We start from the raw sequence: 25,983 nt of genomic DNA, 5'->3' as shown, positions 1-25,983 counted from the left end.
GGTCGCCAAGAGTATGTGAAGAACTCGCAACAGCTCCGCGAAATCAGTGGCATGGCGAGGCGAACAAGAGCTAACGTCGAGAACAACGTTAATCAACTCACTGGTCTGCCTCACTGGTCGCGACATTCCCAAGTTGAGACCCCACTCGCGGGAAGGGGTGAGTATTCGACACCTTGCATCGGCGAGCACTCTGCGGCGGTGACTTCCCCAAAGGACCGCTCTCCCCACCTCGTCGGCGCGTCGTTAGCAAGCCGGGCACGCAGGGCGCGTGCGACGTGAAAGAGAAACGAGTTGTCACGTATGTCAAGGCTATCCGTGGATTCCGGTCAGATTCTCGACCAACCGCCGACGCAAACCGACGGCCAACCCCAACCGACGACCACCGCCGAAGTCGTTTTCAAGGGCCGCAATGTAGAAATTCCCGACCACTACCGTCTGTACGTCTCCCAGAAACTTGCCCGCCTCGAGCGGTTCGATCGCTCCATCTATCTCTTCGATGTCGAGCTCAAACACGCGCCGAACCGGCGCCAGCGCAAATCGTGTCAACGCGTGGAGATCACCGCCCGCGGCCGCGGGCCGGTCAGCCGGGCGGAGGCCTGCGCCGACAGCTTCTATGCGGCGTTCGAGTCCGCGGTGGACAAACTGGAGAACCGGCTGCGCCGTGTCAAGGACCGCCGCAAGGTCCACTACGGCGACAAGACGCCGGTGTCGCTGGCCGCCGCCACCGCGGTCGTTCCGCCGCAGCGGCAGGAACGCATACTGGAGCCGCCGGCCGACCATGACGGCGCCGACGCCGGCCACGAGCCCGGGCGGATCGTGCGGACCAAGGAACACCCGGCCACGCCGATGACGGTCGACGACGCGCTCTACGAGATGGAGCTCGTCGGGCACGACTTCTTCTTGTTCCACGACAAGCAGACCGAACGGCCGTGCGTGGTCTACCGCCGGCACGCCTACGACTACGGGCTGATCAGGCTCTCCTGACGTGGTCTTCGGGCGGCGACCCGCAGCGCCCGGCGGTGCCGCGCTTGCGATCGCCGCTGGGTCTGTAGGCGACAACCCGCAGCGCCCGGCGGTGCCGCGCTTGCGATCGCCGCCACGACGGCCTTTAGGGGGTTGTCACCTACCATGGGAGTCGCTTAAGAGAAGAGACTCCTACCAACAGGGGACATAGCTGTGCTGTCGAAGTTGCTGCGCGTCGGCGAAGGCCGCATGCTCAAGCGTCTCAAGCGGGTGTCTGACTACGTCAACACCTTGTCCGACGAGGTCGAAAAGCTGACCGACGCGGAGCTGCGGGCCAAGACCGACGAGTTCAAGAAGCGGCACGCCGACGGTGAAAGCCTCGACGACCTGCTGCCCGAGGCGTTCGCGGTGGCCCGCGAGGCGGCCTGGCGGGTGCTCGACCAGCGCCCGTTCGACGTGCAGGTGATGGGCGCTGCGGCGCTGCACTTCGGCAACGTCGCCGAGATGAAGACCGGTGAGGGCAAGACCCTGACCTCGGTGTTGCCGGCCTACCTCAACGGCATCGGCGGTAAGGGCGTGCACGTCGTCACGGTCAACGACTACCTGGCCAAACGCGACAGCGAGTGGATGGGCCGCGTGCACCGCTTCCTCGGCCTGGACGTCGGCGTGATCCTCGCCCAGATGACACCGGACGAGCGCCGCGTGGCGTATGCCGCCGACATCACCTACGGCACCAACAACGAGTTCGGCTTCGACTACCTGCGCGACAACATGGCCCACTCGCTCGACGACCTGGTGCAGCGCGGGCACAACTTCGCCATCGTCGACGAGGTCGACTCCATCCTGATCGACGAGGCCCGCACCCCACTGATCATCTCCGGGCCCGCCGACGGGGCTTCCAACTGGTACCTCGAGTTCGCCCGGCTGGCGCCGCTGATGGAAAAGGACGTCCACTACGAGGTCGACCTGCGCAAACGCACCGTCGGCGTGCACGAGCTGGGCGTCGAGTTCGTCGAGGACCAGCTCGGCATCGACAACCTGTACGAGGCCGCCAACTCGCCGCTGGTCAGCTACCTCAATAACGCGCTGAAGGCCAAGGAGCTGTTCAACCGCGACAAGGACTACATCGTCCGCGACGGCGAGGTCCTCATCGTCGACGAGTTCACCGGCCGCGTACTCTACGGCCGCCGCTACAACGAGGGCATGCACCAGGCGATCGAGGCCAAGGAGCACGTCGAGATCAAGGCCGAGAACCAGACGCTGGCCACCATCACGCTGCAGAACTACTTCCGGCTCTACGAGAAGCTCGCCGGCATGACCGGTACCGCCCAGACCGAGGCGGCCGAGCTGCACGAGATCTACAAGCTGGGCGTGGTACCCATCCCGACCAACAAGCCGATGGTTCGCACCGACCAGTCAGACCTCATCTACAAGACCGAGGAAGCCAAGTACATCGCGGTGGTGGACGACGTCGTCGAGCGTTACGAGAAGGGCCAGCCCGTCCTGATCGGTACCACCAGCGTGGAGCGCTCGGAGTACCTGTCGCGGCAGTTCCAGAAGCGACGGGTCCCGCACAACGTGCTCAACGCCAAGTACCACGAGCAGGAGGCCGGCATCGTCGCCGTGGCGGGCCGCCGCGGCGGGGTCACGGTGGCCACCAACATGGCCGGTCGCGGTACCGACATCGTGCTGGGCGGCAACGTCGACTTCCTCACCGACCAGCGGCTACGCGAACGCGGCCTCGATCCGGTCGAGACGCCCGACGAGTACGAGGCGGCCTGGCACGAGGAGCTGCCGGTAGTCAAGGAGGAGGCCGGCAAGGAGGCCGCCGAGGTGGTCGAGGCCGGCGGTCTGTACGTGCTGGGCACCGAGCGTCACGAGTCGCGACGTATCGACAACCAGCTGCGCGGCCGCTCCGGCCGGCAGGGCGACCCGGGCGAGTCGCGCTTCTACCTGTCGCTGGGCGACGAGCTCATGCGCCGGTTCAACGGCGCCGCGCTGGAGGCGATGCTGAACCGGCTGAACCTGCCCGACGACGTGCCGATCGAAGCCAAGATGGTCACCCGGGCGATCAAGAGCGCGCAGACCCAGGTCGAGCAGCAGAACTTCGAGGTCAGAAAGAACGTCCTCAAGTACGACGAGGTGATGAACCAGCAGCGCAAGGTGATCTACGCCGAGCGTCGCCGCATCCTGGAAGGCGAGAACGTCAAGGATCAGGCGCTGGGCATGGTCCGCGACGTGGTCACCGCGTACGTCAACGGCGCGACGGCCGAGGGCTACGCCGAGGATTGGGACCTGGAGGCGTTGTGGACGGCGCTCAAGACGCTGTACCCGGTCGGCATCGAGCACGAGCCGTTGATGCGCCTGGACGGTGACTCCGAGCGCGACGACCTCACCCGCGAGGAGTTGCTCGACGAGCTGCTCAAAGACGCCGAACGTGCTTATGCCGTAAGGGAAGCCGAGCTCGAGGAGCTCGCGGGCGAGGGCGCGATGCGCCAGCTGGAACGCAACGTGCTGCTCAACGTCATCGACCGCAAATGGCGCGAGCACCTATACGAGATGGACTACCTCAAGGAGGGCATCGGGTTGCGCGCAATGGCGCAGCGCGATCCGCTGGTGGAGTACCAGCGCGAGGGCTACGACATGTTCATGGCCATGCTCGACGGCATGAAAGAGGAGTCGGTCGGCTTCCTGTTCAACGTCACCGTCGAGGCGGTGCCGTCCCCGCAGGTCGCGCCGGTGGAAACGCCCGAGGGGCTCAAGGATCTGGGAACCGCCGCAGACCAGGGCGACACCGCAGCGCCCGTGCGCGAAGAGCCCCCAACTCAGTTGCGCGCCAAGGGCATTGACAACGAGGCGCCCGCCATGACCTACTCCGGCCCGTCGGAGGACGGCTCGGCGCAGGTGCAGCGCAACGGCGGCGACGGGAAGGCCCCGGCCGGGGTTCCCGGCGGGGCGAGCCGGCGCGAGCGTCGGGAAGCCGCACGCCGGCAGGGCCGCGGCGCCAAGCCGCCCAAATCGGTGAAACGCCGCTAAACCCCCACCTTTTTCGCGAGTGCGCGGCTGGCTTCACACTCGGCATCGGATTTGAGGCAGCCGCCCCATGCGGTATGGCCGTGCGGGCGCGCACGATTCACAAATGACCAAAGCACTCACCCCACTGGACGCCGCCACGGCCGTCCTGCAAAAGCCCGACCTGCCCGCCGGAGACGACGAACGATTCGTCGGCTTCGGTGTCATGGGCCTTCCGTTCGCCAGCGGCCACTATCTGGCGCTGCGGCACTTCCCGGCCACATCGTTCTCGCCCGGCTACCGGTCGGTGTGGCATCGCGCCCCCGACGGTGTGTGGACCTTCTACGCGACGACGCCGGGTCCGCAGAGCTGCGCACGCTTCTTCAGCGCGGCGACGCCCAACGACGCGGTGCAGTGCGACATCGACGTCGCCTGGGTCACCCCGTGGTCGCTGTTCGTGGAGATCCCGGGATTGCTTGCGTGGCAGATCGATATCGGTTCCACCCCGTCGACGCGACTGATGAGCGTGGTCGGCGCGCGGTTGCCGGCGCGCGCCTGGACGAACCGGGCGGTGCTGGCCGCGATGGGCCGAGCCGCCGGCCCGACCCTGCGCGCCGGCCGGGTCCGGCTCGCGGGAACGGCGCCCAACGGGCAGCGCTTCATGATCGCCCCCGCGCGGGTATGGGCGGTGGCGCAGTCGCGCGCGATATGGCGCGATGCGGACCTCGGGCCCGTCGGGCCGCTGCCGCGTCAACCGCGGCTGGCCGGCTTCCGGCCGCCGCAACGAGGCCTGTTCGTGGTGGGCTCGGGGCATTTCGAAACGTTCGACGCCGGCCGCCATCATGCCGTCGGGCGCACTGTGCCAATCGGCTGACCGCGGGCCGATGAGCTGGGCACAATGAGGCCCATGTCGGAGCCCGAATTGCCGACCCGTGCGGAGCTGCTGGCGGCCCTGTCGGTGGCGATCGACCTCGGCCTGGGCCAGCCCGCCGAGCACATGCTGCGCGCGGCGCTGATCGCGACCAGACTTGCCGACCGGCTCGGGCTCGATGCGGAACAGCGGGACTGCACCTACTACACGACTTTGGTCATGTGGATCGGCTGTCACGCCGACTCCCATGAATACGCGCGGTGGTTCGGCGACGACATCGCCGTGCGCCACGACTCGTATCTCGTTGATTGGTCGGGCTTACCGTACTTGCGGTTCCTGGCCGGGAACGTGGGGCGCGGCCACCCGCTGGCGCACCGGTTGAGCGTAATGGCAACCCTTTTCACCAACGCGCGCGGCCACATCTCCCAGTTGATCCACTCGCATTGCACCTCGGCGGCCGTGCTGGCCGACCGAATCGGCCTGGGCCCCAACGTGCAGGCGGCAGTGTCGTTTGCGTTCGAGCGCTACGACGGCGGCGGGCTGCCCGCAGGCGCCCAGGGCGACGAGATCCCGATTCAGATGCGGATCGCCCAGCTGGCCGACATGGTCGAGGTGCACCACCGCACCTACGGCGTTGCGGGGGCCGTGGCCATGGTGCGCGACCGGCGCGGCGGACAATTCGATCCCCAGGTCGCCGACGCCGTCCTTCGTCACGCCGAGGAGATTCTGGCCGGGCCGCCGGCCGGCGACGCGTGGGCGGCGGCTTTGGCCGCGGCGCCCGATCGGCATCGGCGGCTTGACGACCAATCGCTGGACGCCCTGCTCGTCGCCCTCGGCGACTTCGTCGATCTGAAATGCCCTTTCACCCTTGGACATTCGCGCGCGGTGGCCCGGCTCGCCGGGGACGCCGCGCGGGCCGCGGGTCTCGACGCCCACGCGGTGGCCTTGACGCGGCGGGCGGGGCATGTGCACGACCTGGGCCGCATCGGGGTGTCGAATCAGATCTGGTCCAGGCAAGGATCGTTGACCTCCTCGGAGTTCGAACGCGTTCGGCTGCACCCGTATCTGACCGTGCGCATCCTCAACCAGGTACCCGGCCTGCGGCAGCTTGCCGAAGTCGCGGGCAATCACCATGAATGCCTTGACGGGTCGGGATATCCCCGCGGGCTCGCCGGGCCGGCGCTCGGCCCGCCGGACCGCATCCTGGCCGCCGCGGTCTGCTACCAGTCCGCCTGCGAGCCGAGGCCATATCGCGAACAGATGTCCCCGGACGCGGCGGCCCGGCGGCTGCGCGGGCGGGCGCAGGCCGGTGAACTCGATTCGGTCGCCGTCGAAGCGGTGCTGCACGCAGCGGGTCAGCCGGCGCAACGGCCCCACGTGCGGCCGGACGGGTTGACCCCCAGGGAGGTCGAGGTGCTGTGCCTGGTCGCGCGTGGCGCCTCGAACAAGGAGATCGCGGCGTCTCTGGTGATCAGCGAGAAAACGGCGCGCAACCACGTCGAACGGACCTACGCCAAGATCGGCGTGTCGAACCGGATCGGCGCCAGCATGTACGCGCTGCGCCACGGACTAGTCAAAAATACCTAGGGCCCCGCTCGCCGAAGATGAGGCAAACGACCTATATCCGAACGTGCCTGGCCGGCGGACACTTAGCCCCATGAAGCGATACTTGACGCTTGGTTACGGCGCCGCGGCATACCTGCTCTTCCTCGCGGCCTTTCTGTATCTCATTGGTTTCGTGGGCAACCTCGCGGTGCCGCGAAGCGTCGACCGTGGGCTAGCCGCGCCCGTCGCCGCGGCGATACCGATCAACGCGGCGCTGGTCGCCTTGTTCGGCGTCCAGCACAGCGTGATGGCCCGGCCCGCGTTCAAGCGATGGTGGGTGCGGTTGGTGCCGTCGTCGATCGAGCGCAGCACATACGTGCTGCTGTCGAGTGTGGTGCTGGCCCTGCTGTACTGGCAGTGGCGAACGATGCCAACGGTCATCTGGGATGTGCGGATGCCGGCGGCCCGCGCGGTGCTGTGGGCGCTGTTCTGGCTCGGCTGGGCGATAGCGCTGCTGGCGACGTTCCTGATCAACCATTTCGATTTGTTCGGGCTCCGGCAGGTGTATCTGGCGTCGCGCCAAAAGCCTTACACCAGCGTGGAATTCCGCGTACGGCTGCTCTACCGCGTGGTGCGTCACCCCCTGATGCTCGGGATGCTCATCGCGTTCTGGGCGGCGCCGACCATGACGGCGGGACACCTGCTGTTCTCCATTGGCATGACGACCTACATCCTGATCGCCACGCAGCTCGAAGAGCGTGACCTGGTCGCGTCTCTCGGCCACCCGTACCGCGAGTACCGCCGCGAGGTGTCGATGCTGCTGCCGATTCCGCGCCGCCAGGCCACGGGCATTGCCCGGCAGGGCTGAATCTTTGTAATTCATTAGCAGCTCGGCGATCGGGTGACTGCGCCTCCGGCCAACCTGTCAGGATTGACAGTATGGATGTCAAGGAGGTGCTGCTGCCGGGCGTCGGCCTTCGCTACGAATTCACTGATCACAAGGGCGACCGCATCGGCATCATCGCGCGGCGGAGCGGCGACTTCGAGGTCGTCGTCTATGCCCGGGAGGACCCGGACGAGGCCCGGCCGCTCCTGCACCTCAGCGACGAAGAGGCCGAGGCGGTGGCCCAGATCCTGGGGGCACCGCGCATCGCCGAGCGGTTCACCGAGCTGGCCCGCGAAATACCCGGGCTCGAGACGGGGCAGGTCCACATCCTGGCCGATAGCCCCTTCGTAGGCCATCCCTTGGGCGACACCCATGCCCGCACCCGCACCGGTGCCTCCATCGTCGCGATCGTGCGTAACGAGGAAGTGCTCGCCTCGCCGGGTCCGGCCGAAACGCTCTATGCCCGAGACGTTTTGATTGTCATCGGCACCCAGGACGGCATCGCCGGCGTCGAACAGATCATCGACAAAGGCTGAGCCGGTGCAAGTTTCGTGGGCGCTGCTGTTACAACTCGGCGCCCTCCTGGCCACGCTGGCCGTAGTGGGCGGCATCGCACGCCGATTCGCCTTGTCTCCGATCCCGGTGTACCTGCTGGCGGGCCTGTCGCTGGGTAAGGGCGGGATCCTGCCGCTGGACGCCGGCGGCCAGTTCATCACGACGAGCGCGCCCATCGGCGTCGTGCTGCTGCTGCTCACCCTGGGCCTGGAATTCTCCGCGGCCGAGTTCGCCGCCAGCCTGCGCCACCACCTGCCGTCGGCGGGGGTCGACATCGTCCTGAACGCGGCGCCCGGTGCGCTCGCCGGCTGGCTGCTGGGATTGGACGGTGTGGCGATCCTGTGCCTGGCCGGCGTCACCTACATCTCCTCCTCGGGTGTCATCGCGCGGCTGCTGGAGGACTTGCACCGGCTCGGTAACCGGGAGACGCCGGCGGTGCTGTCCGTGCTGGTCCTCGAGGATTTCGCGATGGCGGCCTACCTGCCGCTGTTCGCCGTCCTGGCATCCGGCGGCGGTTGGCTGCACGCCGTCGTCGGCATGGTGGTGGCGGTGGCCGCGCTGTTGGCGGCGTTCGCCGCGTCCTACCGCTGGGGCCACCATGTCGGCCGACTGGTCGAGCACGCCGACTCCGAACAGCTGCTGCTGCGGGTGCTGGGCATCACCTTGATCGTGGCGGCGATGGCCGAATCCCTGCACGCGTCGGCCGCCGTCGGCGCGTTCCTGGTGGGGCTGACGCTGACCGGGGAAACGGCGGACCGCGCGCGCAGGGTGCTGGGCCCGTTGCGGGATCTGTTCGCCGCCATCTTCTTCCTGGCTATCGGCTTCTCGGTCGATCCGCACGCGCTGATCCCGATGCTTCCCGCGGCGCTGACACTGGCCGCGGTGACCGCGGCGACCAAGGTGGCCACCGGGATCTTCGCCGCCCGCCGCGATGGAGTCGCGCGGCGCGGGCAACTGCGCGCGGGCACCGCGCTGGTCGCCAGGGGAGAGTTCTCGCTGATCATCATCGGATTGGCCGGCACGTCGATCCCCGCGGTCGCCGCGCTGGCGACGGCATACGTGTTCATCATGGCGATCGTCGGGCCGGTGCTGACCCGCTACACGGGCGGCCCGCTGGCGCCGACCGCCGGGCCGCCACACTAGCCCCGATCAACCGATGTGCAGGGCCACCACCAGCCAGCGGGCGCCGGCGCCGGCGGACACCCGCTCTACGCGGCAGGCGATGGCGTGGATCCGGTTGCCGCGGCTGTACGAGCCGGAAACCTCGGCCGCGGCCTCGGGGTCCCGACCGGCCGGCTGCAGGCGCAGCCGCCGAAGCACCGCCGCGCCCTGCTGACCGGCGGCCGCATGGCCCACTGAGACGACGGAGTCCACCAGGCTTGGCGTCAGCAACGGGCGCAGCTGGGCGGCGGGGCGGCGGCGGTCGATGACCTCCAGCACCCGGCGCAGCGCCGCGTCGGCGAATATCGCGGCCTGCCGCATCGGCCCCGGCATCGCGGTTCGCGGCTCGTCGGCAGGCTGCCCGCCGGGCGGGCAGGGCCGGTGCGGCGCGTGGGCGCTGCGCCTGCGCAATGGTGCGCGCGACGACGGCAGGCAGGAAGGGACGCTCCGTGGTACGTCTTGTGCCGGGGGCTCGTAATCGACGACGGGTAGGACGGCGAAGGCGCCGGGCGGACCCGCGACAGGGCTGATGTTCAACGCGCACTCTCCAACTCTTGGGTCGAACTCCCTCAAGCCCGCTGGAGAGTGGCAGGCAGTGGTCATCATGGCACAACTCGGGCCGGCGCGTACCCGCGCTCGGACGCTGCCCGGCCAGACGATTACCGTGGGCGGGACATCTCCTTCAGCAACAGGGCGATGATTCGGTGAGGAGGACTGCGCCCTATGGTGACCCGGCTGTCCCCATCGGACGCGTCGTTTTTTCGGCTGGAAAACACGGCCACCCCGATGTACGTCGGATCACTGTCGATCCTGCGCCGGCCGCGCGCCGGATTGAGCTACGAGACGCTGCTGGCCACCATCGAGCAGCGGCTCCCGCAGATTCCGCGCTATCGGCAAAAGGTCCGGGAGGTGCGGGTCGGATCGGCCCGGCCCGTCTGGGTCGACGACGGCGACTTCGACATCGCCTATCACGTCCGGCGCTCCGCCCTGCCCTCCCCGGGCAGCGACGAACAACTGCACGAGCTGATCGCCCGGCTGGCCGCCCGGCCGCTGGACAAGTCCCGGCCGCTGTGGGAGATGTATCTGGTCGAGGGCCTGTCCAAGAACCGCGTCGCCCTCTACACCAAGTCGCATCAAGCCCTCATCAACGGCATGACGGCGCTCGAGATCAACCACGTCATCGCCGATCGCACCAAACGCCCGCCGCCCTTCCCCGAAGACATTTGGGTGCCGGAACGCGACCCGGGCGACGCGCGGCTGATCTTCGGGGCCGTCGGCGACTGGTTCGTGGGGCCGGGCACCCAGCTGCAGGCCGTCGGTTCGGCCATCGGCGGCCTGGTGACCAACCATGGCGAACTGCTCGCCGCCGGCCGCCGGGTGCTCGATTTCGCGCGCACCGTGGCGCGCGGCACCGCACCCAGCAGCCCGCTCAATGCCACCGTGTCGCGCCACCGGCGGTTCACGGTCGCGTGCGGCAACCTCGACGACTACCGCACCGTGCGCGCCCGGTACGACTGCGACGTCAACGACGTGGTGCTCGCGGTGATCGCCGGCGCCCTGGGCAGCTGGCTGATGTCACGCGGGGTGGCGGTGTCGGCGACCGCGACGGTGCGGGCCATGGCGCCGCTGTCCATCTACGCCGACGGTCAGCTCGATGCGACCGGCCCAGGTCAGGCCATCAGCCAGGTGACGCCGTTTCTGGTCGACCTGCCGGTGGGGGAGCCGAACGCGGTGGTGCGGCTGTCGCAGATCGCGCACGCCACCGAATCGAACCCGACGGCCGCCCGCCTGGTGGACGCCAGGACCATCGTCACGCTGTCGGGATTTGCGCCACCCACGCTGCACGCCATGGGTATCCGGGTCGCCACCAGTTTCCCCAGCTTTTCCAGGCGGACGTTCAACCTGCTGATCACCAACGCGCCCGGGGCCCAGTCGCAGATGTACATCGCCGGCACCAAGTTGCTCGAGACCTACGCCGTCCCGCCGCTGTTGCACAACCAGGCGCTGGCCATCAGCGTGACGTCGTATAACGGGATGCTGTACTTCGGCATCAATGCCGACCGCGAAGCGATGAGCGACGTCGAGCTGCTGCCGGGCCTGTTGAACCAAGCGCTCGAGGAATTGCTGGAAGCTTCCCGCTCGTAGTCGGAGGTGAACCTTGCTGCCTGGATCTATCATCCGTTGATATGAGCACCGCGACCAAAGACGGCGAGTCTGCGAAGGCACACACAAAGAAATCGGCTTCGCCGCCCGTGCAGAAGGTGCCCGACGATGTATATCGAGCTGAATTATTCCGGCTGCAAACGGAATTCGTCACGCTGCAGGAGTGGGTGCGGCACATCGGCGCCCGCGTCGTGGTCATCTTCGAAGGCCGCGACGGAGCGGGCAAGGGCGGAACCATCAAGCGGATCACCGAATACCTGAACCCACGGGCCGCCCGCATCGCGGCACTGCCCGCGCCGACGGAGCGGGAGCGCGGACAGTGGTACTACCAGCGCTATATCGCCCATTTGCCCGCCAAAGGGGAGATCGTGCTGTTCGATCGGTCGTGGTACAACCGCGCCGGTGTCGAGAAGGTCATGGGATTCTGCACGCCGCAGGAGTACGTGTTGTTTTTGCGGCAGACGCCCATCTTCGAGCAGTTGCTGATCGATGAGGGGATCCTGCTCCGCAAATATTGGTTCTCGGTTTCCGAGGCCGAACAGCTGCGCCGGTTCAGGGCGCGGCTGAATGACCCTGTGCGGCAATGGAAACTGTCCACCATGGACCTGCAATCGGTCTACCGGTGGGAAGAATATTCCCGCGCCAAGGACGAGATGATGGTGCACACCGATACCTCGTTCAGCCCTTGGTATGTAGTGGAATCGGATATCAAGAAGCACGCGCGGCTGAACATGATGGCCCATTTGTTGTCCACGATCGATTACCACGACGTGGAGCGGCCGAAGATCAAACTGCCGAAGCTTCCGCTCCCGGCTGTGAGTTACCAGCGTCCGCCGCGCGACCTGGCGACGTATGTCGACGACTTTGCGGCCACGTTGATCGGGGATTGAGCCATCCAGGTCTACATTCCGGCCACGCTGGCCATGTTGCAGGGGCTGGTCGCCGACGGCTCGTTGCGGCCCGTCAATGGCACCGCGTTCGCGCTGACGCCGAGGTTGCGCGAGGCGTACGCCGAGGGCGACGACGATGAGCTCGCCGAGGTCGCGCTGCGCGAGGCGGCGCTGGCGTCGCTGCGGCTGCTGGCCGACACGGAAGCCGAAGGGGCCGCCGGATCGCTGCCGCCGCGGCGCGCGGTGCTGGCCGCCGAGGTCGGCGACGTCAGCTTCCGTCCCGATCTCGACGACGCGGTGGTGAGACTCGGCGGGCCCGTCGCGCTGGAGGACGTGATCGCCGCGTACGTCGACAACGCGGATGCCGAGCCGGCCGTGGCGAAGGCGATCGAGGCCATCGACGCCGCCGACCTGGGTGACGAGGATGCCGAACTGATCGTCGGCGACGCGCAAGACCACGACTTGGCGTGGTACGCCAACCAGGAGCTGCCGTTCCTGCTCGAGCTGCTCTGACGGGGCAAAGGTGGCGCGTTCCCGGCCGCAATGCTAGCTACGCAACCGTAGGTTACGGTACCGTAGGTTTCGTGAAGCCCATCCAATCGACCACAATGGTTAGCGCAAGCAAGACGCCGCGTAGTGAGCAGGAGCTTCCCCTGGGCAGACGTAACCCATCGATCACGGGCAACGTCGTCGAGACCAAGCGGCCAGTCGTCGCCGGCGCCGACCGGCACCCCGGTTGGCACGCGCTGCGCAAGCTCGCCGCGCGCATCACGACGCCACTGTTGCCCGACGACTACCTGCATCTGGCCAATCCACTGTGGTCGGCGCGGGAAGTGCGGGGCCGCATCCTCGAGGTGCGCCGCGAGACCGAGGATTCCGCGACCCTGGTGATCAAGCCGGGCTGGGGCTTCAACTTCGACTACCAGCCAGGTCAGTACATCGGGATCGGGCTGCTGATGGACGGGCGCTGGCGCTGGCGGTCGTATTCGCTCACGTCCAGCCCCGCCGCGACGTCCGGATCCGGCTCGAAACGCACGGTGACCATCACGGTGAAGGCGATGCCCGAAGGGTTTCTGTCGTCGCACCTGGTGGCGGGCGTCGAGCGGGGGACCATCGTCCGGCTGGCCGCACCGCAGGGCAACTTCGTGCTGCCCGACCCGGCGCCGCCATCGATCTTGTTCCTCACCGCCGGATCCGGGATCACGCCGGTGATGTCGATGCTGCGAACCCTGGTGCGCCGCAACCAGATTGGCGACATCGCGCACGTGCATTCGGCGCCCACCGAGTCCGACGTGATGTTTCGGGCCGAGTTGGCCGCGCTGGCCGTCGACCATCCCGGCTATCGCCTACTGCTGCGGGAAACCCGCACCCAGGGTCGTCTCGACCTCGCCCGGCTCGACCACGAGGTACCGGACTGGCGCGAACGGCAGACCTGGGCCTGCGGGCCGGAGGGCATGCTGACCCAGGCCGAGCAGATCTGGTCGGCGGCGGGCATCGGCGACCGGCTGCACCTCGAACGATTCGCCGTGTCCAAGGCCGCGCCGGCCGGCGCCGGCGGAACGGTCACCTTCGCCCGGAGCGATCGCGCCGTCGTCGCCGACGCGGCGACGTCGTTGATGGACGCGGGGGAGGGCGCCGGCGTGCAGATGCCCTTCGGCTGCCGAATGGGTATATGCCAGTCATGTGTCGTCAGTCTGGTGGAGGGGCACGTCCGTGACCTGCGCACCGGCGCGGAACACGACCCGGGCACCCGGATTCAGACCTGCGTGTCGGCCGCTTCCGGCGATTGTGTGCTCGACATCTAAAGGCTACTCACAGGTAACCTACGGAATCGTAGGTTACGATAGCGTAGGTCTGGACCTGGTTTAGGACGGACAAATCGACCGCAGGGAGGACGACGATGGCGATCACCGACGTCGACGTATTTGCTCATCTGACGGACGCCGACATTGAGAACCTGGCCGTGGAGCTGGACGCCATCCGCCAGGACATTGAAGACTCTCGTGGCGCGCGGGATGCCCGCTACATCCGTCGCACCATCGCGGCGCAGCGCGCGCTGGAGGTAACGGGGCGGCTGATGCTGGCCGCGAGTTCCCGCCGCTCGGCATGGTGGGCGGGGACCGTCACCTTGGGCGTGGCCAAGATCATCGAGAACATGGAGATCGGCCACAACGTCATGCACGGCCAGTGGGACTGGATGAACGACCCGGAGATCCACTCCTCGACGTGGGAGTGGGACATGAGCGGGTCGTCGAAGCACTGGCGCTACACCCACAACTTCGTGCATCACAAGTACACGAACATCCTCGGGATGGACGACGACGTCGGCTACGGCTTGCTGCGCGTCACCCGGGACCAGCGCTGGAAGCGCTTCAACATCTTGAACCTGTTCTACAACACCATGCTTGCGCTGCTCTTCGAGTGGGGCGTCGGACTGCAGCACGTGGAGCTCGGCAAGATCGCCAAGAAGCGGATGGACCAGGACGACGCCCGCCAGCGGGTGGACGAGTTCCTGGCCAAGGCGGGCCGCCAGGTGTTCAAGGACTATGTCGCGTTCCCGGCGCTGACCGCGCTGTCGCCCGGAGCCACCTACACGTCCACGTTGAAGGCCAACGCGGTCGCCAATGTGATCCGCAACGTCTGGGCCAACGCCGTCATCTTCTGCGGCCATTTCCCCGATGGTGCAGAGAAATTCGCCAAGACCGACATGATCGGCGAGACCAAGGGGCAGTGGTACCTGCGCCAGATGCTGGGCAGCGCCAACTTCGAGGGGGGGCCGGCGCTGCGGTTCATGAGCGGCAACCTGTGCCACCAGATCGAGCACCATCTGTACCCGGACCTGCCGAGCAACCGGCTACACGAGATCTCGGTGCGGGTCCGCGAGGTCTGCGACAAGTACGACCTGCCGTACACGACCGGCTCGTTCCTCGTGCAATACGGCAAGACCTGGCGCACGCTGGCCAAGCTGTCGCTGCCGAACAAGTACCTGCGCGATGACGCCGACAACGCTCCGGAAACCCGCAGCGAGCGCATGTTCGCCGACCTGGAGCCCGGTTTCGCGGGCACCGACCCGGAGACCGGCCGGCGGCGCGGGCTGAAGACCGCGATCGCGACCGTGCGCGGCTGGCGGCGCGCCAAGCGTGCCGAGAAGGCAGCCGCGGCGGCCGGCGATGCCAAGGATGGCCTGGCGGCGTAGCGCTTCATCGAACGTGTACTGAGCGCGAGATTCGGGCTGATTCTCGCAGTGAGTGCACGTTCGGCGGCGGCGTCGTTCGCCATACTGGATAAGTGCAGGTGTTCGTCGGCTCGCAGGTGTCCCACTGGGATTTCCCGCGGAGCCCGGTCAGCGTCGCGCTGATGGCCGAGTTCGCTTGCGAGAACGGCTGTGCCGTAGCGGACGTCCTCGAGGGGACCGGTCTGTCGGAGGCCGACCTGCGCGACCCCAACCGCACGATCGTCGGGCGCCAGGAGCTGGCGGTCGCGACGAATCTGGTGAAGCTGCTGGGCGGCGAAGACGGCGCGTCCGACCTGGGGGTGCGGGTGGGCGGCAGCTATCACGTCGGGGCGCTGGGCATCTTCGGTTTCGCCTGCCTGACCAGTTCGACGCTGGGCGACGCCGTCCGGTTCGCGGCCCGGTTCTACGAGCTGAGCTACGGCTTCTGCCTGCCGACCGTCACGGTGGACGGACCGGTGGCGGCGATGCGGCTCGACCTGCCCGACCTGACCGGTCCGGTGGCGGAGTTTCTGGTGCGGCGCGACCTGGTGGCGATCGCCCGGGTCATGGCCGAAATGCTGGGCCGTCCGGTCCCGTTCACCTCGATCGAGTTCGCCGGGGCGGCCCCATCATCCGGTGATACCTTGGCCTGTAAGGCCTTTGGCGTAACGCCGCGTTACGATTCGCCGGCCAACGTGGCGCGCTGGCCGGCCGCGTTGCTGGACAACCCGCTGCCTCGGGCCAGCGAGATGACGGTGGCCATGTGCGAGCAGCAGTGTCGAGCCCTGTTGGAACGCCGCCGGGAGCGCACCGGTGTCGCCCGGCGGGTGCGCGAGCGCCTGGCGTCGATCGACGGCGAACCTCACACGATCGCGGCCGTCGCCCGGCAACTGGCGATGAGCGAGCGGACGCTGCGGCGGCGGCTGGCCGAGGAGAACACGACCTTCCGCGATCTGGTCGAGGAGGTGCACCGGGTCCTCGCCGAGGAGCTGTTGGCAACCGGCGCGCTGTCGGTTGAGGACGTTGCGTTGCGGCTGGGCTACGCCGAGGCGACGAGCTTCATCGCCGCGTTCAAGCGGTGGACGGGCACCACCCCCGCGCGCTATCAGCGGTCGGTCGCGCCGCGCGCCCGGCTCCAGGCCGTCTGATCCGTGGCCGGAATCATGGATTTGCCGACCGCAATCGGCTGCCCGCAACCCGCAGCCCGCCCCTAGCGTTGGAGTCATGACTTCGACTCGTCCTCGCGTACTGGTGATCGGGGCCGGATTCGGTGGCCTTGCCGCCGCCTACGAGCTGTCCAGGGATGGTCTCGCCGACGTGACGGTGCTGGAGAAGGCCGACGACATCGGCGGCGTCTGGCGGGAGAACACGTACCCGGGCGCCGCCTGCGACGTCCCGTCGAACCTCTACTCCTACTCCTTCGCCCGGAAGGCCGACTGGGGCCGGCGATACGCCGAGCAGCCCGACATCCTCGGCTACATCCACGACACCGCCGACCGGTTCGGCCTTCGCGACGTGGTGCGGACCGGTGTGGAGGTCACCTCGGCCTGCTATGACGACGACACCGCCACGTGGCGGGTGGAGACCTCGACCGGCGACGTGTTCGAGGCCGATGTCTTGGTCCCCGCGGTCGGGCAGCTGTCGCGGCCGGCGCTGCCGAACATCCCGGGACTCGACACGTTCGCGGGCCCCTCGTTCCATTCGGCGCAGTGGCGCCATGACGTCGACCTGGCCGGCACGCGCGTCGCCGTCCTGGGCGCCGGTGCGTCGGCGATCCAGTTCGTGCCGCGCATTCGTGAGACCGCCAAGCATGTCACCGTCTTTCAGCGATCCGCCCCATATGTGCTGCCGAAGCCGGATCGTGCCTACACCCACGCCCATCACGCCGCCTTCCGGACCGTGCCCGGGTTCGCGGCCGCGATGCGGAACCTGATTTGGGAGATCTCGGAATTCTTCGGCCTCGCGCTGACCAGGGTGGCTCCGCTCGCGCGGCTGATCGGCATTGCCGCGTCGGCAAACCTCAAGCGCCACATCAAAGATCCGGTCTTGCGGGCCAAGCTCACGCCCGACTACCCGATCGGCTGCAAGCGGGTGCTGTTCAGCAGCGACTGGTATCCCGCGCTGGCCAGTGCCAATGTCGACGTCGAGACCGAGGCGATCACCGAGGTGACGCCCGCGGGTGTGCGCACCGCCGACGGCCGGTTGCACGAGGTAGACGCCATCGTCTACGGCACCGGGTTCAAGGCGACCGAATTCCTCGCGCCGATGACGATCACCGGCCGCGACGGGCGGGACCTGCAGTCCGAATGGGCGGAGGGAGCGCGGGCCCATCTCGGCATGGCCGTGCCGGGTTTCCCGAACATGTTCCTGATCTACGGCCCGAACACCAATCTCGGCAGCAGCTCGATCATTTTGATGATGGAGCAGCAGGCCGGTTACATCCGCCAGATCGTCGAGGAGCTGGCCCGCGGGGGCGTGGCCCGCGCGTTCGAGGTGCGCCGCGCCGTGGAGCAGGCCTACGACGCGGAGGTCCAGGCCCGCCTGGATGCCGGCGTATGGACCACCTGCGATTCCTGGTACCGCGTCGCCTCCGGCCGGGTCACCACCAACTGGCCGGGGCTGGTGCACGAATACCAGCACCGCACACGGGCAGTGGTCTTCGCGGACTACGACGTGGTGCTGCCCGACCGCGCGGCCAAGAAGGTCGGCGCTTAGCCCGGTTCGACGGCCGGGACTACGCTCGGAAACATGCTCGCAGCGTTTGGATTCGAAACCATGGGTGTGGTCGTCGGGGACATGTTCTTCGTCGACCCGCGCCCGCTCGAAGGTCAGGAAACCCCGGAGCGGGGAGTCAGGCTGGAACTGCGCCTGGTCGACCGGGACGAGCCCCAGGGCTCGATCTACGCCGGCGTCCCGATCTCGTTTAATCGCCCGGTGTGGCGGGTGGACCTGTTCGGATCCACCGAGAGCCCGCCCGGCACGCTGGACCGGGCCCATCATCACCCCCGGTTCGACGGGTGGGAACCCGGTCGCCGGAATTTCGTCCCCGAGCTGTCGGCCGACCCCGTCGCTTGGCTGGCCGAGCAGCTGGCCGACCCGGCCGCCGTGCTGGCCCGGGCGGGCGTCGACCCCGGCGAGGTCAGCGAGGCCGACAAGGCCGGCCTCGCGGCGGCGGCCCCGGAGATCGTGGCAGCGGTGAAACGGATGCTCGACGGCGTGCGCGACGGTAACTTGGCCCCGGCGCCGCCCGAGCCGGTCGCGGCCGCCCGCACCGGCTGGCTCTAGGCGGTTACCTTTTCGGCCATGGAGGCCAGCTTGGCGTCGAGTTGTTCTGCGGCGCCGAGCAATCCGGGATCGGGTTCGACGACTATCAGCGACGACGGCCTGACATAGGTCAGGCTGCTGCCGGCCCCCTAGTCGGCCAGCAACAGCTCGACCGGTGCGAACAGGCCCGCCGTCACGTCGTGGCGCAGCATCGTGATGGCGATCAACGGATTGCCGAGGATGACGCGGATCGCTTTGCGGGGCACGCCGACCTTGGTGATCCAGGCGCCGTGGTCGACGACACCGAACAACATGAATCCGCTTGGCCCGACATGGGGTTCGACGCGCTCCCTGTCGTTGATCGGCACCGGCCTTTCACCGATGTCGTTCAGCAACGCGGCGATCCGCACCGGTGTCGTGCGCCCACACCATCACCGGCGCGAGGGCCTGGTTTCCCGCCGCCGTTACTTACCGGGTTCGGTGAAGGCGAAGCCAACGTGATGGAGCCTCAAGGCTTTACCTCGATCACCACTTTGCCCATCGGGCCGTCAGCCAGGCGTTCGAAGGCTTGCGGCAACTGCTCGAACGGAAACGCACGGTCGACCAGTGGCCGAGCGCCGGAGCGGGCCAAAATGCCCAAGAGGTCGTGCCAGCCGACGCGATGCTGCTCCGGTGTGTAGTAGCTGAGAGCCATTGCGCCGATTCGCAGCCAGCGCGAAAAGAGCGTGCCCGTGTAAAAGTTGGGCACCGGGCCTCCGAGTTCTCCCACCAAGCTGAGTCTTCCCGAATCGCCCATCGCATCGATGACTTCAGGAAACAGCGTGCCCCCGATCGTGTCGACTGCCAGGTTCACCCCGCCTCCATTCAGGGCATCCTTCACACCAGCTCGCCACTGCGGGTCCTCAGGGTTGAATGTGAACGTCGCTCCGAGTTCCTTGAGGCGTCGTTGCTTTTCCTCGCTGCGCGAAAGCGCTATGACCGTGTGGTCCATCGCCGCCGCCAGTTGCACAGCCGCAACTCCGACCCCGCCGGACGCGCCGGTGACCAGGACCGCTGAGTTTGGCTTGAGCGGTTCCCACATGGTGAGCGCACGGTACGCCGATAGATAAACGACGGCGGCGCCCGACGACTGCTCTTCGGTCCAACCCGTGGGGATCTCCGCTAAGTTAGCTGCCGGTATCGACACTTGCTCGGCAAACATGCCCCAGCGGAGAAGTCCCACATCACTGCGCAGAAGAACGCGCTGGTCGCCCACCTGCACATCTTCGACGCCTTTACCAATTCTGATCACTTCCCCGACGCCGTCCCGACCCAGCACGTGCGGCGCAGGCGGGTATACGGGATATGGGTACCGCCTCTCTGCCATCATCCGGTCGGCAGGATTCAAGCCCGCGTAGTGGACTCGCATCACCACTTCACCGTCATTCGGGGCCGGATCCGGCACGTCGGCCAGGGTCAAATGATCTATCCCTGCATGTCCATCCCACAGCCACGCTTTCATAACTGCTTCTCCTCGTGCCTATTCGCGTAGCCCAGCAACCGCGACCACTACGCGATCCAATGAGTCGGGTGCGGTATCTGTGCTGCGGGCGCCTCAGGTGTGCGGATGCAACATGCCATGGCCAATGCTTTCGCCACGGCAGCGTTTCTCGATCTCCTGCGCGCTCGTGCGGTGCATACCGAAAGATTACTTACCGACGGGATCTCCCAACGTCAATCGTCTGCAGCGCGTCCACACTATTTCCCGCAACGACCGCCGCGCTGAGAAAGTTGGTCACGAGCCGCTGGTCACCTTGGAAGCCAGCGCGGCCAGCTTGGCGTCGAGTTCTTCAGCGGCGCTGAGCAATTCGGGGTTGGGCTCGACGACCATCAGCGACGACGGCTTGACGTAGGTCAGGCTGCTGCCGGCCGTCTCGTCCAGGATCAAGAGCTCAACGGGGGCGAATAGGCCGGCCATCACGTCGTGGCGCAGCATCGTGATCGCGATCAACGGGTTGCCGAGAATCACGCGGATCGCCTTGCGGTCGATGCCGGCCTTGGGGATCCACGCGCCGTGGTCGACGACACCGAACAGCATGAATCCGCTCGGCCCGACGTGGGGTTCGACGCGCTCCCGGTAGGACTCCCAGTCGTCGGCGCCCGTCGCGATGTCGTTGATCGGGACGGGCCGCTCGCCGATGTCGGCGAGCAGCGCGGCGAGCAGCTCCTGGTAGCTCTTGGTGCTGTCGTAACGCACCCGCACGCCGTCGAACCGAATCTCGGTCATCGGACCGCCCCCGGAAAGACCAGTCGAGTACGAAGATTCCATGTCTCAGTCCACCTTTCGGGCGCGGGGCCTACAATTTTCCTGTCCTTTGATCCTCACCAATCTTGAGGATCGGAGTCCGGTTCTCCGGTTGAACCCGCTCCCAGAGGCCGCCCTTGCCCAGCGCCCTTCCTAACCGGTCTTCTCTGCGGAACCACTCCTCGGCACTCCTGATCCGATTCGGGTGCACCTCATCGAGCAGACCGTAATCGCGTTTGACGACTCCGCACTTCCAGAGATTCCAGAATCCCGTGAAATTGTCCCGGATGTTCATGGTGCTCTTGTCGTTTGGGTCGGCGTTGTACCCAGCAGGGGAATCTGCGGCTCTACTGAGGGGACCGGTTTTCCAGTACGTGTCTAGATCGGTGTCGATGTACCGCGCCGGATGCCCGGTGACCTTCTCGAACGCCGCAGCAAGATCCGCATAGGTGATATGGTCGATAGCGACTTCGAGATCCATGCCGTTCGCGCGGTCGGGATGGTCGAAAAGCCAACGGACATAAGACCCGCAATCTTCGAGAGCCACATGGGGCACCGCACCCTCACCGAGCGGAACCCGCCACGTCACGACACCGTCCTCGACGGTAGGCGTCATGGGCGTCCCGGGTGAGATCACCATCTCGATGTACGGGCCCGACGTGAAGACCGCCGCTCCCATCCGATCGCGATTCACCTGATTCTGGAACAGGATCCACTCACCCACCCGGCCCTTGCCGTCGTAGTGGCCGGTCCGGAATCGAGAGTCATATCCCGACTTTTTGAGCCCATAGTCGAGGTTTCCGTAGACGAAGAACTTGATTCCTTCTTCGATGGCTATCTCGTAACTGCGTATTGCCCAATACATCTCGGTTTTTTCGCCGGTGTTGAACCCGTCGATGTTGACGAATGCTGCATCACAACCTCGGAATCCTTCCCGCAGGATCGCTTCGTCGGCGAATGAACCTTCCAGGACGGACACGTTGTCGAGGGCGAGAAGGTCCTTCGCTCGTCGGGAGGCGGGGTCGCGGGTGAGGAATCGAACGGAGTATTTGTTGTCGGCGACCAGGGCACGGATGATGGGCATTCCCTGGGCGCCCGTGCCGCCTACGACAAAGACTTTCGCGATGCTGTTCGAAGGCATCGTCGGTGTCACAGCCGCTCGATGATGGTGGCGTTGGCCATGCCGCCGCCCTCGCACATCGTCTGCAGCCCATACCGCCCGCCGCGCTGCTCGAGCGCGTTGACCAGTGTGGTCATGATGCGGGCACCGCTGGCGCCCAGCGGGTGGCCGATCGCGATGGCGCCGCCGTTGACGTTGGTCTTGGCCAGATCGGCGCCGGTGTCGTGCGCCCACGCGAGCACGACGGGCGCAAAGGCCTCGTTCACCTCGAACAGGTCGATGTCGGCCAGCGTCAGCCCGGCCCGGTGAAGCACCTTTTCAGTGGCGGGGATGACCCCGGTCAGCATGTAGAGCGGATCGGAGCCGACCACGGTGGTGGTGTGGATGCGGGCCAGCGGCCGCAGGCCGAGCTTCTTCGCAACGTCGCTGGTGGTGATCATGACCGCGGCGCTGCCGTCGGAGAGCGGCGAGGAGTTGCCGGCGGTGATCTCCCAATTGATCTGCGGGAAACGGGCTTTCATCGCCTCGCTGTAGAACGCCGGCCGCAGCCCGGCCAGCGTTTCGACCGTCGTACCGGGCCGAATGAATTCGTCGGTGGCCAGGCCGGCGATCGGGATCAGCTCGTTGTCGAACAGACCGTCCTTGGTGGCGCGGGCGGCCTTGTCGTGGCTGCCTGCGGAGAACTCGTCGAGCTGGGTCCGCGAGAAGCCCCACCGCGCGGCGATCAGTTCGGCGCTGATGCCCTGCGGCACCAGGCCGTCGGGGTAGCGCCGGGTCATGTCGTCGCCGAAGGGATTGCTGCCCGGCAGCACCGAGGTGCCCATCGGGATGCGGCCCATGGATTCCACGCCGGCGGCGACGACGATGTCGTAGGCACCGGACAGCACGCCCTGGGCGGCGAAGCTGATGGCCTGCTGGCTGCTGCCGCACTGCCGGTCGATCGTGACGCCGGGAACCGACTCGGGAAATCCGGCGCCCAGCAATGCGTTCCGGGCGATATTGACCGCCTGGTCGCCGACCTGGGCGACGGCACCGGCGATGACGTCGTCGATCTGCGCGGGGTCCACACTGGTGCGCGCCACCACTTCGCGCAGGCTGTGCGCGAGCAGGTCGGCGGGCAGCACCTCGTGCAGCGCCCCGCTGGGCTTGCCCTTGCCGATCGGGGTGCGGACGGCCCCGACGATCACGGCGTCGCGGTTCATGGCTCCTCCTTGAGTCCCAGGATCTAGGTATAGATTGCTGTACCCAGGTAAACATCTAGGTACACTAAAAGCAACCCAGCCCGGGAGGTGATTTATGACACTGCTGCAGGGACCGCTGGCCGACCGCGATGCCTGGTCAGCCGTGGGCGAGTGCGCGATCGAGAAGACGATGGGGCTGCTTGGCACCAAATCCGCGATGCTCATCATGCGCGAGGCGTACTACGGCACGACCCGCTTCGATGACTTCGCCCGCCGGGTGGGCATCACCAAGGCCGCCACTTCGGCCCGGCTGTCAGAGCTGGTCGAACTGGGGCTGCTGAAGCGTCAGCCGTACCACGAGCCCGGGCAGCGGCGTCGGGAAGAGTATGTGCTCACCGAGGCCGGCATCGACTTCATGCCCGTGGTCTGGGCGATGTTCGAGTGGGGCCGGCGCCATTTGCCGGGGCGCAATCGCCTCCGGCTCACCCATCTCGGCTGTGGCGCCGAGGCGAGCGTCGAAATCCGTTGCTCTGAAGGCCATAAGGTGGCGCCCGACGAACTCGGCATGCGGCTGGCTAAGTCTGGTTGAGCGCTTTCAGCAGCCGCCGGGCCGCGGCCACGCGGCGGGCGGCGGGGCCGGACAGGGTGTCGAGCGCGCATTCGGGGTCCGCCGGCGGCCCCATGTGTCCGCAGCCGCGCGGGCAGTCCTCGATCGCCTCGGCCAGATCCGAGAAGGCCATCAGGACGTCGTCGGGCTCGATGTGCGCCAGCCCGAATGAGCGGATGCCCGGGGTGTCGATCACCCAGCCCGAATGTCCCAGCGGGTCTCTAAAAGGAAAAGCGACCGATTGGGTGGAGGTGTGCCGTCCGCGACCGATGTCGGTGACCTCGCCGACGGCCCGTTCCGCCTCGGGCACAAGGCGATTCACCAACGTGGACTTGCCGACGCCGGAATGCCCCAGCAGCACGGTGATCTTGCCGGCCAGCAGGTCGGCCACCGCGAGCAGCGGATCGTCGCGGCCCGCGACCACCACCGTCAAGTCCAGGTCCACGAAATGCGAGGCGAAGGGCTCCGGCGGGGCGAGGTCGGTCTTGGTCAGGCACAGAATCGGCTTCAGCCCGCCGGCAAAGGCGGCGATGAGCGTCCGGTCGACCAGGCCGGTGCGCGGCGGCGGGTCGGCCAGCGCCACCACGATCAGCAGCTGGTCGGCGTTGGCGACCACCACGCGTTCGGTCGGGTCGGTGTCATCGGCCGTGCGCCGCAACACTGTTCGCCGTTCCCCGCGCCGCACGATCCGCGCCAGCGTGTCCAGTCGCCCGGACACGTCGCCGACCACGTCGACGTCGTCACCGACGACGATTGGGGTGCGGCCCAGTTCGCGGGCCCGCATCGCCGTGACCCGGCGATCGGGGTCCCCGCCGAGCACGCATCCCCAGCGGCCGCGGTCGACGCTGACCACCATCGCGGCCTCGGCGTCGGCGTGCTCGGGACGGGTCTTGGTGCGCGGTCGCGAGCCCCTGCCGGAGCGGACCTTGACGTCGGACTCGTCGTAATCGCCGGGCTTCAAATATCGGACCCCAGCATGTGCGCCCAGAGCTGCGGAAACTCCGGCAGCGTCTTGGAAGTCGACCCGATGTCGTCCACCTGAACCCCGGCCACCCGCAGGCCGACGATCGCGCCCGCCATCGCCATCCGGTGGTCGGCGTAGGCGCGCCAGACGCCGGCGCGCAGCGGTGTCGCGGTGATCACCAGGCCGTCGGGGGTTTCGGAGCAGTCGCCGCCCAGGCGATTGATCTCGGCGCTCAGTGCGGCGAGCCGATCGGTCTCGTGACCGCGCAGGTGGCCGATGCCGGAGAGGCGGGACACCGATCCCGGCTTGGCCAGCGCGGCCAGCGCCGCCACCGCCGGGGTCAGCTCGCCGACCGCGCGCAGGTCGACATCGAAACCGGGGTAGTCGGCGGATCCCTGTACCTCGAGGAACGAATCCCCCTGGGTGACAACGGCGTTCAGCTTGCCCAGCACTGTCAGGATCTGGTCGGCGGGTTGCACGCTGGCCGCCGGCCAGCCGGTGATGCGCACCGTTCCGCCGCTGACCACGGCCGCCGCCAGGAACGGAACGGCGTTCGTCAGGTCGGGCTCCACCTCCCAGTGCCGGGCCGCGACCGGACCGGGGCGCACCCGCCAGCGGTTGGGCACCGAGTCGTCGACGTCGACCCCGGCCTGCCGCAGCATCACCACGGTCATCGCGATGTGCGGCGCCGACGGCAGCGTCGCGCCGGTGTGCTGCACGGTCACGCCCTCGGTGAACGACGCCGCACACAACAGCAGCCCCGACACGAACTGCGACGACGCCGATGCGTCGATGGCCACGGTGCCCCCGGCGACCGATCCGCTGCCGTGCACCCGGAAGGGCAGACCCGCGCCCTCGATCGGCACGCCCAGGCCGCGCAGGGCGTCGAGCAGCGGCGCGATGGGCCGCACCCGGGCCTGCTCGTCCCCGTCGAACTCGACGACCGCTTCGGCCAGCGCCGCCAGCGGCGGGACGAACCGCAGGACCGTACCGGCCAGCCCGCAATCCACGCGCGCGGCGGGCCCGGGAGCGATCCGCCCGCCGACCGTCAGCTCGGAGCCGTCGCCCTCGACGCGCAGGCCCAGGGCGCGCAGCGCGCCGATCATCAGATCGGTGTCCCGGCTGCGCAGCGCACCGCTGATGGTCGGCGTCCCGTGGCCTTGCGTGGCCGCCAGCGCCGCCAGCACCAGCGCGCGATTGGTCTGCGACTTCGAGCCCGGAACGGTCACGGTCGCGTGCACCGGTTTCGGCGCGCTGGGGGCCGTCCACATACTCACCGGTCCATCATGGCGTGTCACCGGCT

Annotated in this window: 23 protein-coding genes and 1 pseudogene; 16 read left to right on the top strand and 8 right to left on the bottom strand. The window is 67.6% G+C overall.

Going from position 1 to position 25,983, the window contains the following annotated elements:
- Positions 1-315: 315 nt before the first annotated feature.
- The 7 genes from hpf to A5758_RS17790 all read left to right on the top strand — a co-directional run bounded on the left by hpf (position 316) and on the right by A5758_RS17790 (position 8,975).
- Positions 316-984, top strand: coding sequence for a ribosome hibernation-promoting factor, HPF/YfiA family (gene hpf / locus A5758_RS17820; RefSeq protein WP_067205379.1), 669 nt, complete (start codon positions 316-318; stop codon positions 982-984).
- 192 nt (positions 985-1,176) lie between these two features.
- The gene (gene secA / locus A5758_RS17815; protein ID WP_067742609.1) at positions 1,177-3,999 is read left to right on the top strand and encodes a preprotein translocase subunit SecA; all 2,823 of its coding nucleotides are present in this window, start codon (positions 1,177-1,179) and stop codon (positions 3,997-3,999) included.
- A gap of 103 nt (positions 4,000-4,102) precedes the next feature.
- Positions 4,103-4,849, top strand: coding sequence for a hypothetical protein (locus A5758_RS17810; protein WP_067742867.1), 747 nt, complete (start codon positions 4,103-4,105; stop codon positions 4,847-4,849).
- Between the two features lie 33 nt (positions 4,850-4,882).
- Complete coding sequence (locus tag A5758_RS17805) at positions 4,883-6,433, top strand: HD domain-containing phosphohydrolase (protein ID WP_082939756.1); 1,551 nt, start codon at positions 4,883-4,885, stop codon at positions 6,431-6,433.
- A 70-nt stretch (positions 6,434-6,503) separates the two neighbouring features.
- The gene (mddA, locus tag A5758_RS17800) at positions 6,504-7,259 is read left to right on the top strand and encodes a methanethiol S-methyltransferase (RefSeq protein WP_067742603.1); all 756 of its coding nucleotides are present in this window, start codon (positions 6,504-6,506) and stop codon (positions 7,257-7,259) included.
- 71 nt (positions 7,260-7,330) lie between these two features.
- Complete coding sequence (locus A5758_RS17795; RefSeq protein ID WP_067742602.1) at positions 7,331-7,813, top strand: cation:proton antiporter regulatory subunit; 483 nt, start codon at positions 7,331-7,333, stop codon at positions 7,811-7,813.
- A gap of 4 nt (positions 7,814-7,817) precedes the next feature.
- Positions 7,818-8,975 carry a cation:proton antiporter gene (locus A5758_RS17790; protein WP_067742600.1) on the top strand — a complete coding sequence of 386 codons (1,158 nt, stop codon included), beginning with the start codon at positions 7,818-7,820 and terminating at the stop codon, positions 8,973-8,975.
- Positions 8,976-8,981: 6 nt separating this feature from the next.
- On the opposite strand, the gene A5758_RS17785 is transcribed toward A5758_RS17790, so the two are convergent.
- The gene (locus A5758_RS17785) at positions 8,982-9,530 is read right to left on the bottom strand and encodes an Rv3235 family protein (protein ID WP_067742597.1); all 549 of its coding nucleotides are present in this window, start codon (positions 9,528-9,530) and stop codon (positions 8,982-8,984) included.
- Positions 9,531-9,716: 186 nt separating this feature from the next.
- Between A5758_RS17785 and A5758_RS17780 the strand changes: the two genes are divergently transcribed.
- The 8 genes from A5758_RS17780 to A5758_RS17745 all read left to right on the top strand — a co-directional run bounded on the left by A5758_RS17780 (position 9,717) and on the right by A5758_RS17745 (position 18,545).
- Positions 9,717-11,138 carry a wax ester/triacylglycerol synthase family O-acyltransferase gene (locus A5758_RS17780; protein WP_067742594.1) on the top strand — a complete coding sequence of 474 codons (1,422 nt, stop codon included), beginning with the start codon at positions 9,717-9,719 and terminating at the stop codon, positions 11,136-11,138.
- Positions 11,139-11,179: 41 nt separating this feature from the next.
- Positions 11,180-12,046, top strand: a complete 867-nt coding sequence (gene ppk2, locus A5758_RS17775; protein WP_067742591.1) for a polyphosphate kinase 2 — start codon at positions 11,180-11,182, stop codon at positions 12,044-12,046.
- 33 nt (positions 12,047-12,079) lie between these two features.
- Positions 12,080-12,559 (top strand): hypothetical protein, encoded by a 480-nt coding sequence (locus A5758_RS17770; protein ID WP_067205410.1) that lies wholly within the window; start codon positions 12,080-12,082, stop codon positions 12,557-12,559.
- 95 nt (positions 12,560-12,654) lie between these two features.
- Positions 12,655-13,851, top strand: a complete 1,197-nt coding sequence (locus A5758_RS17765) for a ferredoxin reductase (RefSeq protein WP_369816459.1) — start codon at positions 12,655-12,657, stop codon at positions 13,849-13,851.
- 95 nt (positions 13,852-13,946) lie between these two features.
- Complete coding sequence (locus A5758_RS17760) at positions 13,947-15,242, top strand: fatty acid desaturase (protein WP_067742588.1); 1,296 nt, start codon at positions 13,947-13,949, stop codon at positions 15,240-15,242.
- 92 nt (positions 15,243-15,334) lie between these two features.
- Positions 15,335-16,408, top strand: coding sequence for an AraC family transcriptional regulator (locus tag A5758_RS17755; protein ID WP_082939746.1), 1,074 nt, complete (start codon positions 15,335-15,337; stop codon positions 16,406-16,408).
- A 76-nt stretch (positions 16,409-16,484) separates the two neighbouring features.
- Positions 16,485-17,975, top strand: a complete 1,491-nt coding sequence (locus A5758_RS17750; RefSeq protein ID WP_067742587.1) for an NAD(P)/FAD-dependent oxidoreductase — start codon at positions 16,485-16,487, stop codon at positions 17,973-17,975.
- A 33-nt stretch (positions 17,976-18,008) separates the two neighbouring features.
- Positions 18,009-18,545, top strand: a complete 537-nt coding sequence (locus A5758_RS17745) for a hypothetical protein (protein ID WP_067205424.1) — start codon at positions 18,009-18,011, stop codon at positions 18,543-18,545.
- On the opposite strand, the pseudogene A5758_RS17740 reads toward A5758_RS17745, so the two are convergent.
- The 5 genes and pseudogenes from A5758_RS17740 to A5758_RS17720 form a co-directional block, all read right to left on the bottom strand.
- Positions 18,542-18,934, bottom strand: a pseudogene (locus tag A5758_RS17740) (DUF302 domain-containing protein). The gene A5758_RS17745 and the pseudogene A5758_RS17740 overlap by 4 nt on opposite strands.
- 98 nt (positions 18,935-19,032) lie before the next feature.
- Complete coding sequence (locus A5758_RS17735; RefSeq protein WP_067742586.1) at positions 19,033-20,025, bottom strand: zinc-binding alcohol dehydrogenase family protein; 993 nt, start codon at positions 20,023-20,025, stop codon at positions 19,033-19,035.
- Between the two features lie 273 nt (positions 20,026-20,298).
- Positions 20,299-20,790: a DUF302 domain-containing protein gene (locus tag A5758_RS17730; RefSeq protein WP_067742582.1), complete on the bottom strand. Its 492-nt coding sequence runs from the start codon at positions 20,788-20,790 to the stop codon at positions 20,299-20,301.
- A 70-nt stretch (positions 20,791-20,860) separates the two neighbouring features.
- Positions 20,861-21,949: an NmrA family NAD(P)-binding protein gene (locus A5758_RS17725; protein WP_067742579.1), complete on the bottom strand. Its 1,089-nt coding sequence runs from the start codon at positions 21,947-21,949 to the stop codon at positions 20,861-20,863.
- Between the two features lie 8 nt (positions 21,950-21,957).
- Entirely contained in the window at positions 21,958-23,130 is a 1,173-nt protein-coding gene (locus A5758_RS17720) for a thiolase family protein (RefSeq protein WP_067742576.1), read from the bottom strand.
- A gap of 94 nt (positions 23,131-23,224) precedes the next feature.
- On the opposite strand from A5758_RS17720, the gene A5758_RS17715 reads away from it, so the two are divergent.
- Positions 23,225-23,698, top strand: a complete 474-nt coding sequence (locus A5758_RS17715; RefSeq protein WP_067742573.1) for a helix-turn-helix domain-containing protein — start codon at positions 23,225-23,227, stop codon at positions 23,696-23,698.
- Here the strand turns inward: A5758_RS17715 and rsgA are convergent.
- Positions 23,685-24,677, bottom strand: a complete 993-nt coding sequence (gene rsgA / locus A5758_RS17710; RefSeq protein ID WP_067205447.1) for a ribosome small subunit-dependent GTPase A — start codon at positions 24,675-24,677, stop codon at positions 23,685-23,687. The genes A5758_RS17715 and rsgA overlap by 14 nt on opposite strands.
- Positions 24,674-25,957 (bottom strand): 3-phosphoshikimate 1-carboxyvinyltransferase, encoded by a 1,284-nt coding sequence (gene aroA / locus A5758_RS17705; protein ID WP_156622683.1) that lies wholly within the window; start codon positions 25,955-25,957, stop codon positions 24,674-24,676. The genes rsgA and aroA overlap by 4 nt, the downstream gene beginning before the upstream one ends.
- Positions 25,958-25,983: the final 26 nt, after the last annotated feature.

The sequence above is a fragment of the Mycobacterium sp. 852014-50255_SCH5639931 genome (assembly GCF_001665605.1).
Classification (GTDB): Bacteria; Actinomycetota; Actinomycetes; order Mycobacteriales; family Mycobacteriaceae; genus Mycobacterium; species Mycobacterium paraffinicum.
The sequence above is the reverse complement of the archived record's forward strand: the minus strand, read 5'-3'. Positions and strand labels throughout refer to the sequence as shown.

What these genes read in the sequence shown, in the direction of transcription:
- A5758_RS17735 (WP_067742586.1), bottom strand. Translation starts at nt 20,025, where the DNA reads ATGAAAGCGTGGCTGTGGGATGGACATGCAGGGATAGATCATTTGACC.
- A5758_RS17745 (WP_067205424.1), top strand. Translation starts at nt 18,009, where the DNA reads ATGCTCGCAGCGTTTGGATTCGAAACCATGGGTGTGGTCGTCGGGGAC.
- A5758_RS17760 (WP_067742588.1), top strand. Translation starts at nt 13,947, where the DNA reads ATGGCGATCACCGACGTCGACGTATTTGCTCATCTGACGGACGCCGAC.
- A5758_RS17810 (WP_067742867.1), top strand. Translation starts at nt 4,103, where the DNA reads ATGACCAAAGCACTCACCCCACTGGACGCCGCCACGGCCGTCCTGCAA.
- A5758_RS17725 (WP_067742579.1), bottom strand. Translation starts at nt 21,949, where the DNA reads ATGCCTTCGAACAGCATCGCGAAAGTCTTTGTCGTAGGCGGCACGGGC.
- A5758_RS17730 (WP_067742582.1), bottom strand. Translation starts at nt 20,790, where the DNA reads ATGACCGAGATTCGGTTCGACGGCGTGCGGGTGCGTTACGACAGCACC.
- A5758_RS17795 (WP_067742602.1), top strand. Translation starts at nt 7,331, where the DNA reads ATGGATGTCAAGGAGGTGCTGCTGCCGGGCGTCGGCCTTCGCTACGAA.
- A5758_RS17770 (WP_067205410.1), top strand. Translation starts at nt 12,080, where the DNA reads ATGTTGCAGGGGCTGGTCGCCGACGGCTCGTTGCGGCCCGTCAATGGC.
- A5758_RS17780 (WP_067742594.1), top strand. Translation starts at nt 9,717, where the DNA reads ATGGTGACCCGGCTGTCCCCATCGGACGCGTCGTTTTTTCGGCTGGAA.
- A5758_RS17715 (WP_067742573.1), top strand. Translation starts at nt 23,225, where the DNA reads ATGACACTGCTGCAGGGACCGCTGGCCGACCGCGATGCCTGGTCAGCC.
- A5758_RS17720 (WP_067742576.1), bottom strand. Translation starts at nt 23,130, where the DNA reads ATGAACCGCGACGCCGTGATCGTCGGGGCCGTCCGCACCCCGATCGGC.
- mddA (WP_067742603.1), top strand. Translation starts at nt 6,504, where the DNA reads ATGAAGCGATACTTGACGCTTGGTTACGGCGCCGCGGCATACCTGCTC.
- ppk2 (WP_067742591.1), top strand. Translation starts at nt 11,180, where the DNA reads ATGAGCACCGCGACCAAAGACGGCGAGTCTGCGAAGGCACACACAAAG.
- A5758_RS17805 (WP_082939756.1), top strand. Translation starts at nt 4,883, where the DNA reads ATGTCGGAGCCCGAATTGCCGACCCGTGCGGAGCTGCTGGCGGCCCTG.
- A5758_RS17765 (WP_369816459.1), top strand. Translation starts at nt 12,655, where the DNA reads ATGGTTAGCGCAAGCAAGACGCCGCGTAGTGAGCAGGAGCTTCCCCTG.
- A5758_RS17750 (WP_067742587.1), top strand. Translation starts at nt 16,485, where the DNA reads ATGACTTCGACTCGTCCTCGCGTACTGGTGATCGGGGCCGGATTCGGT.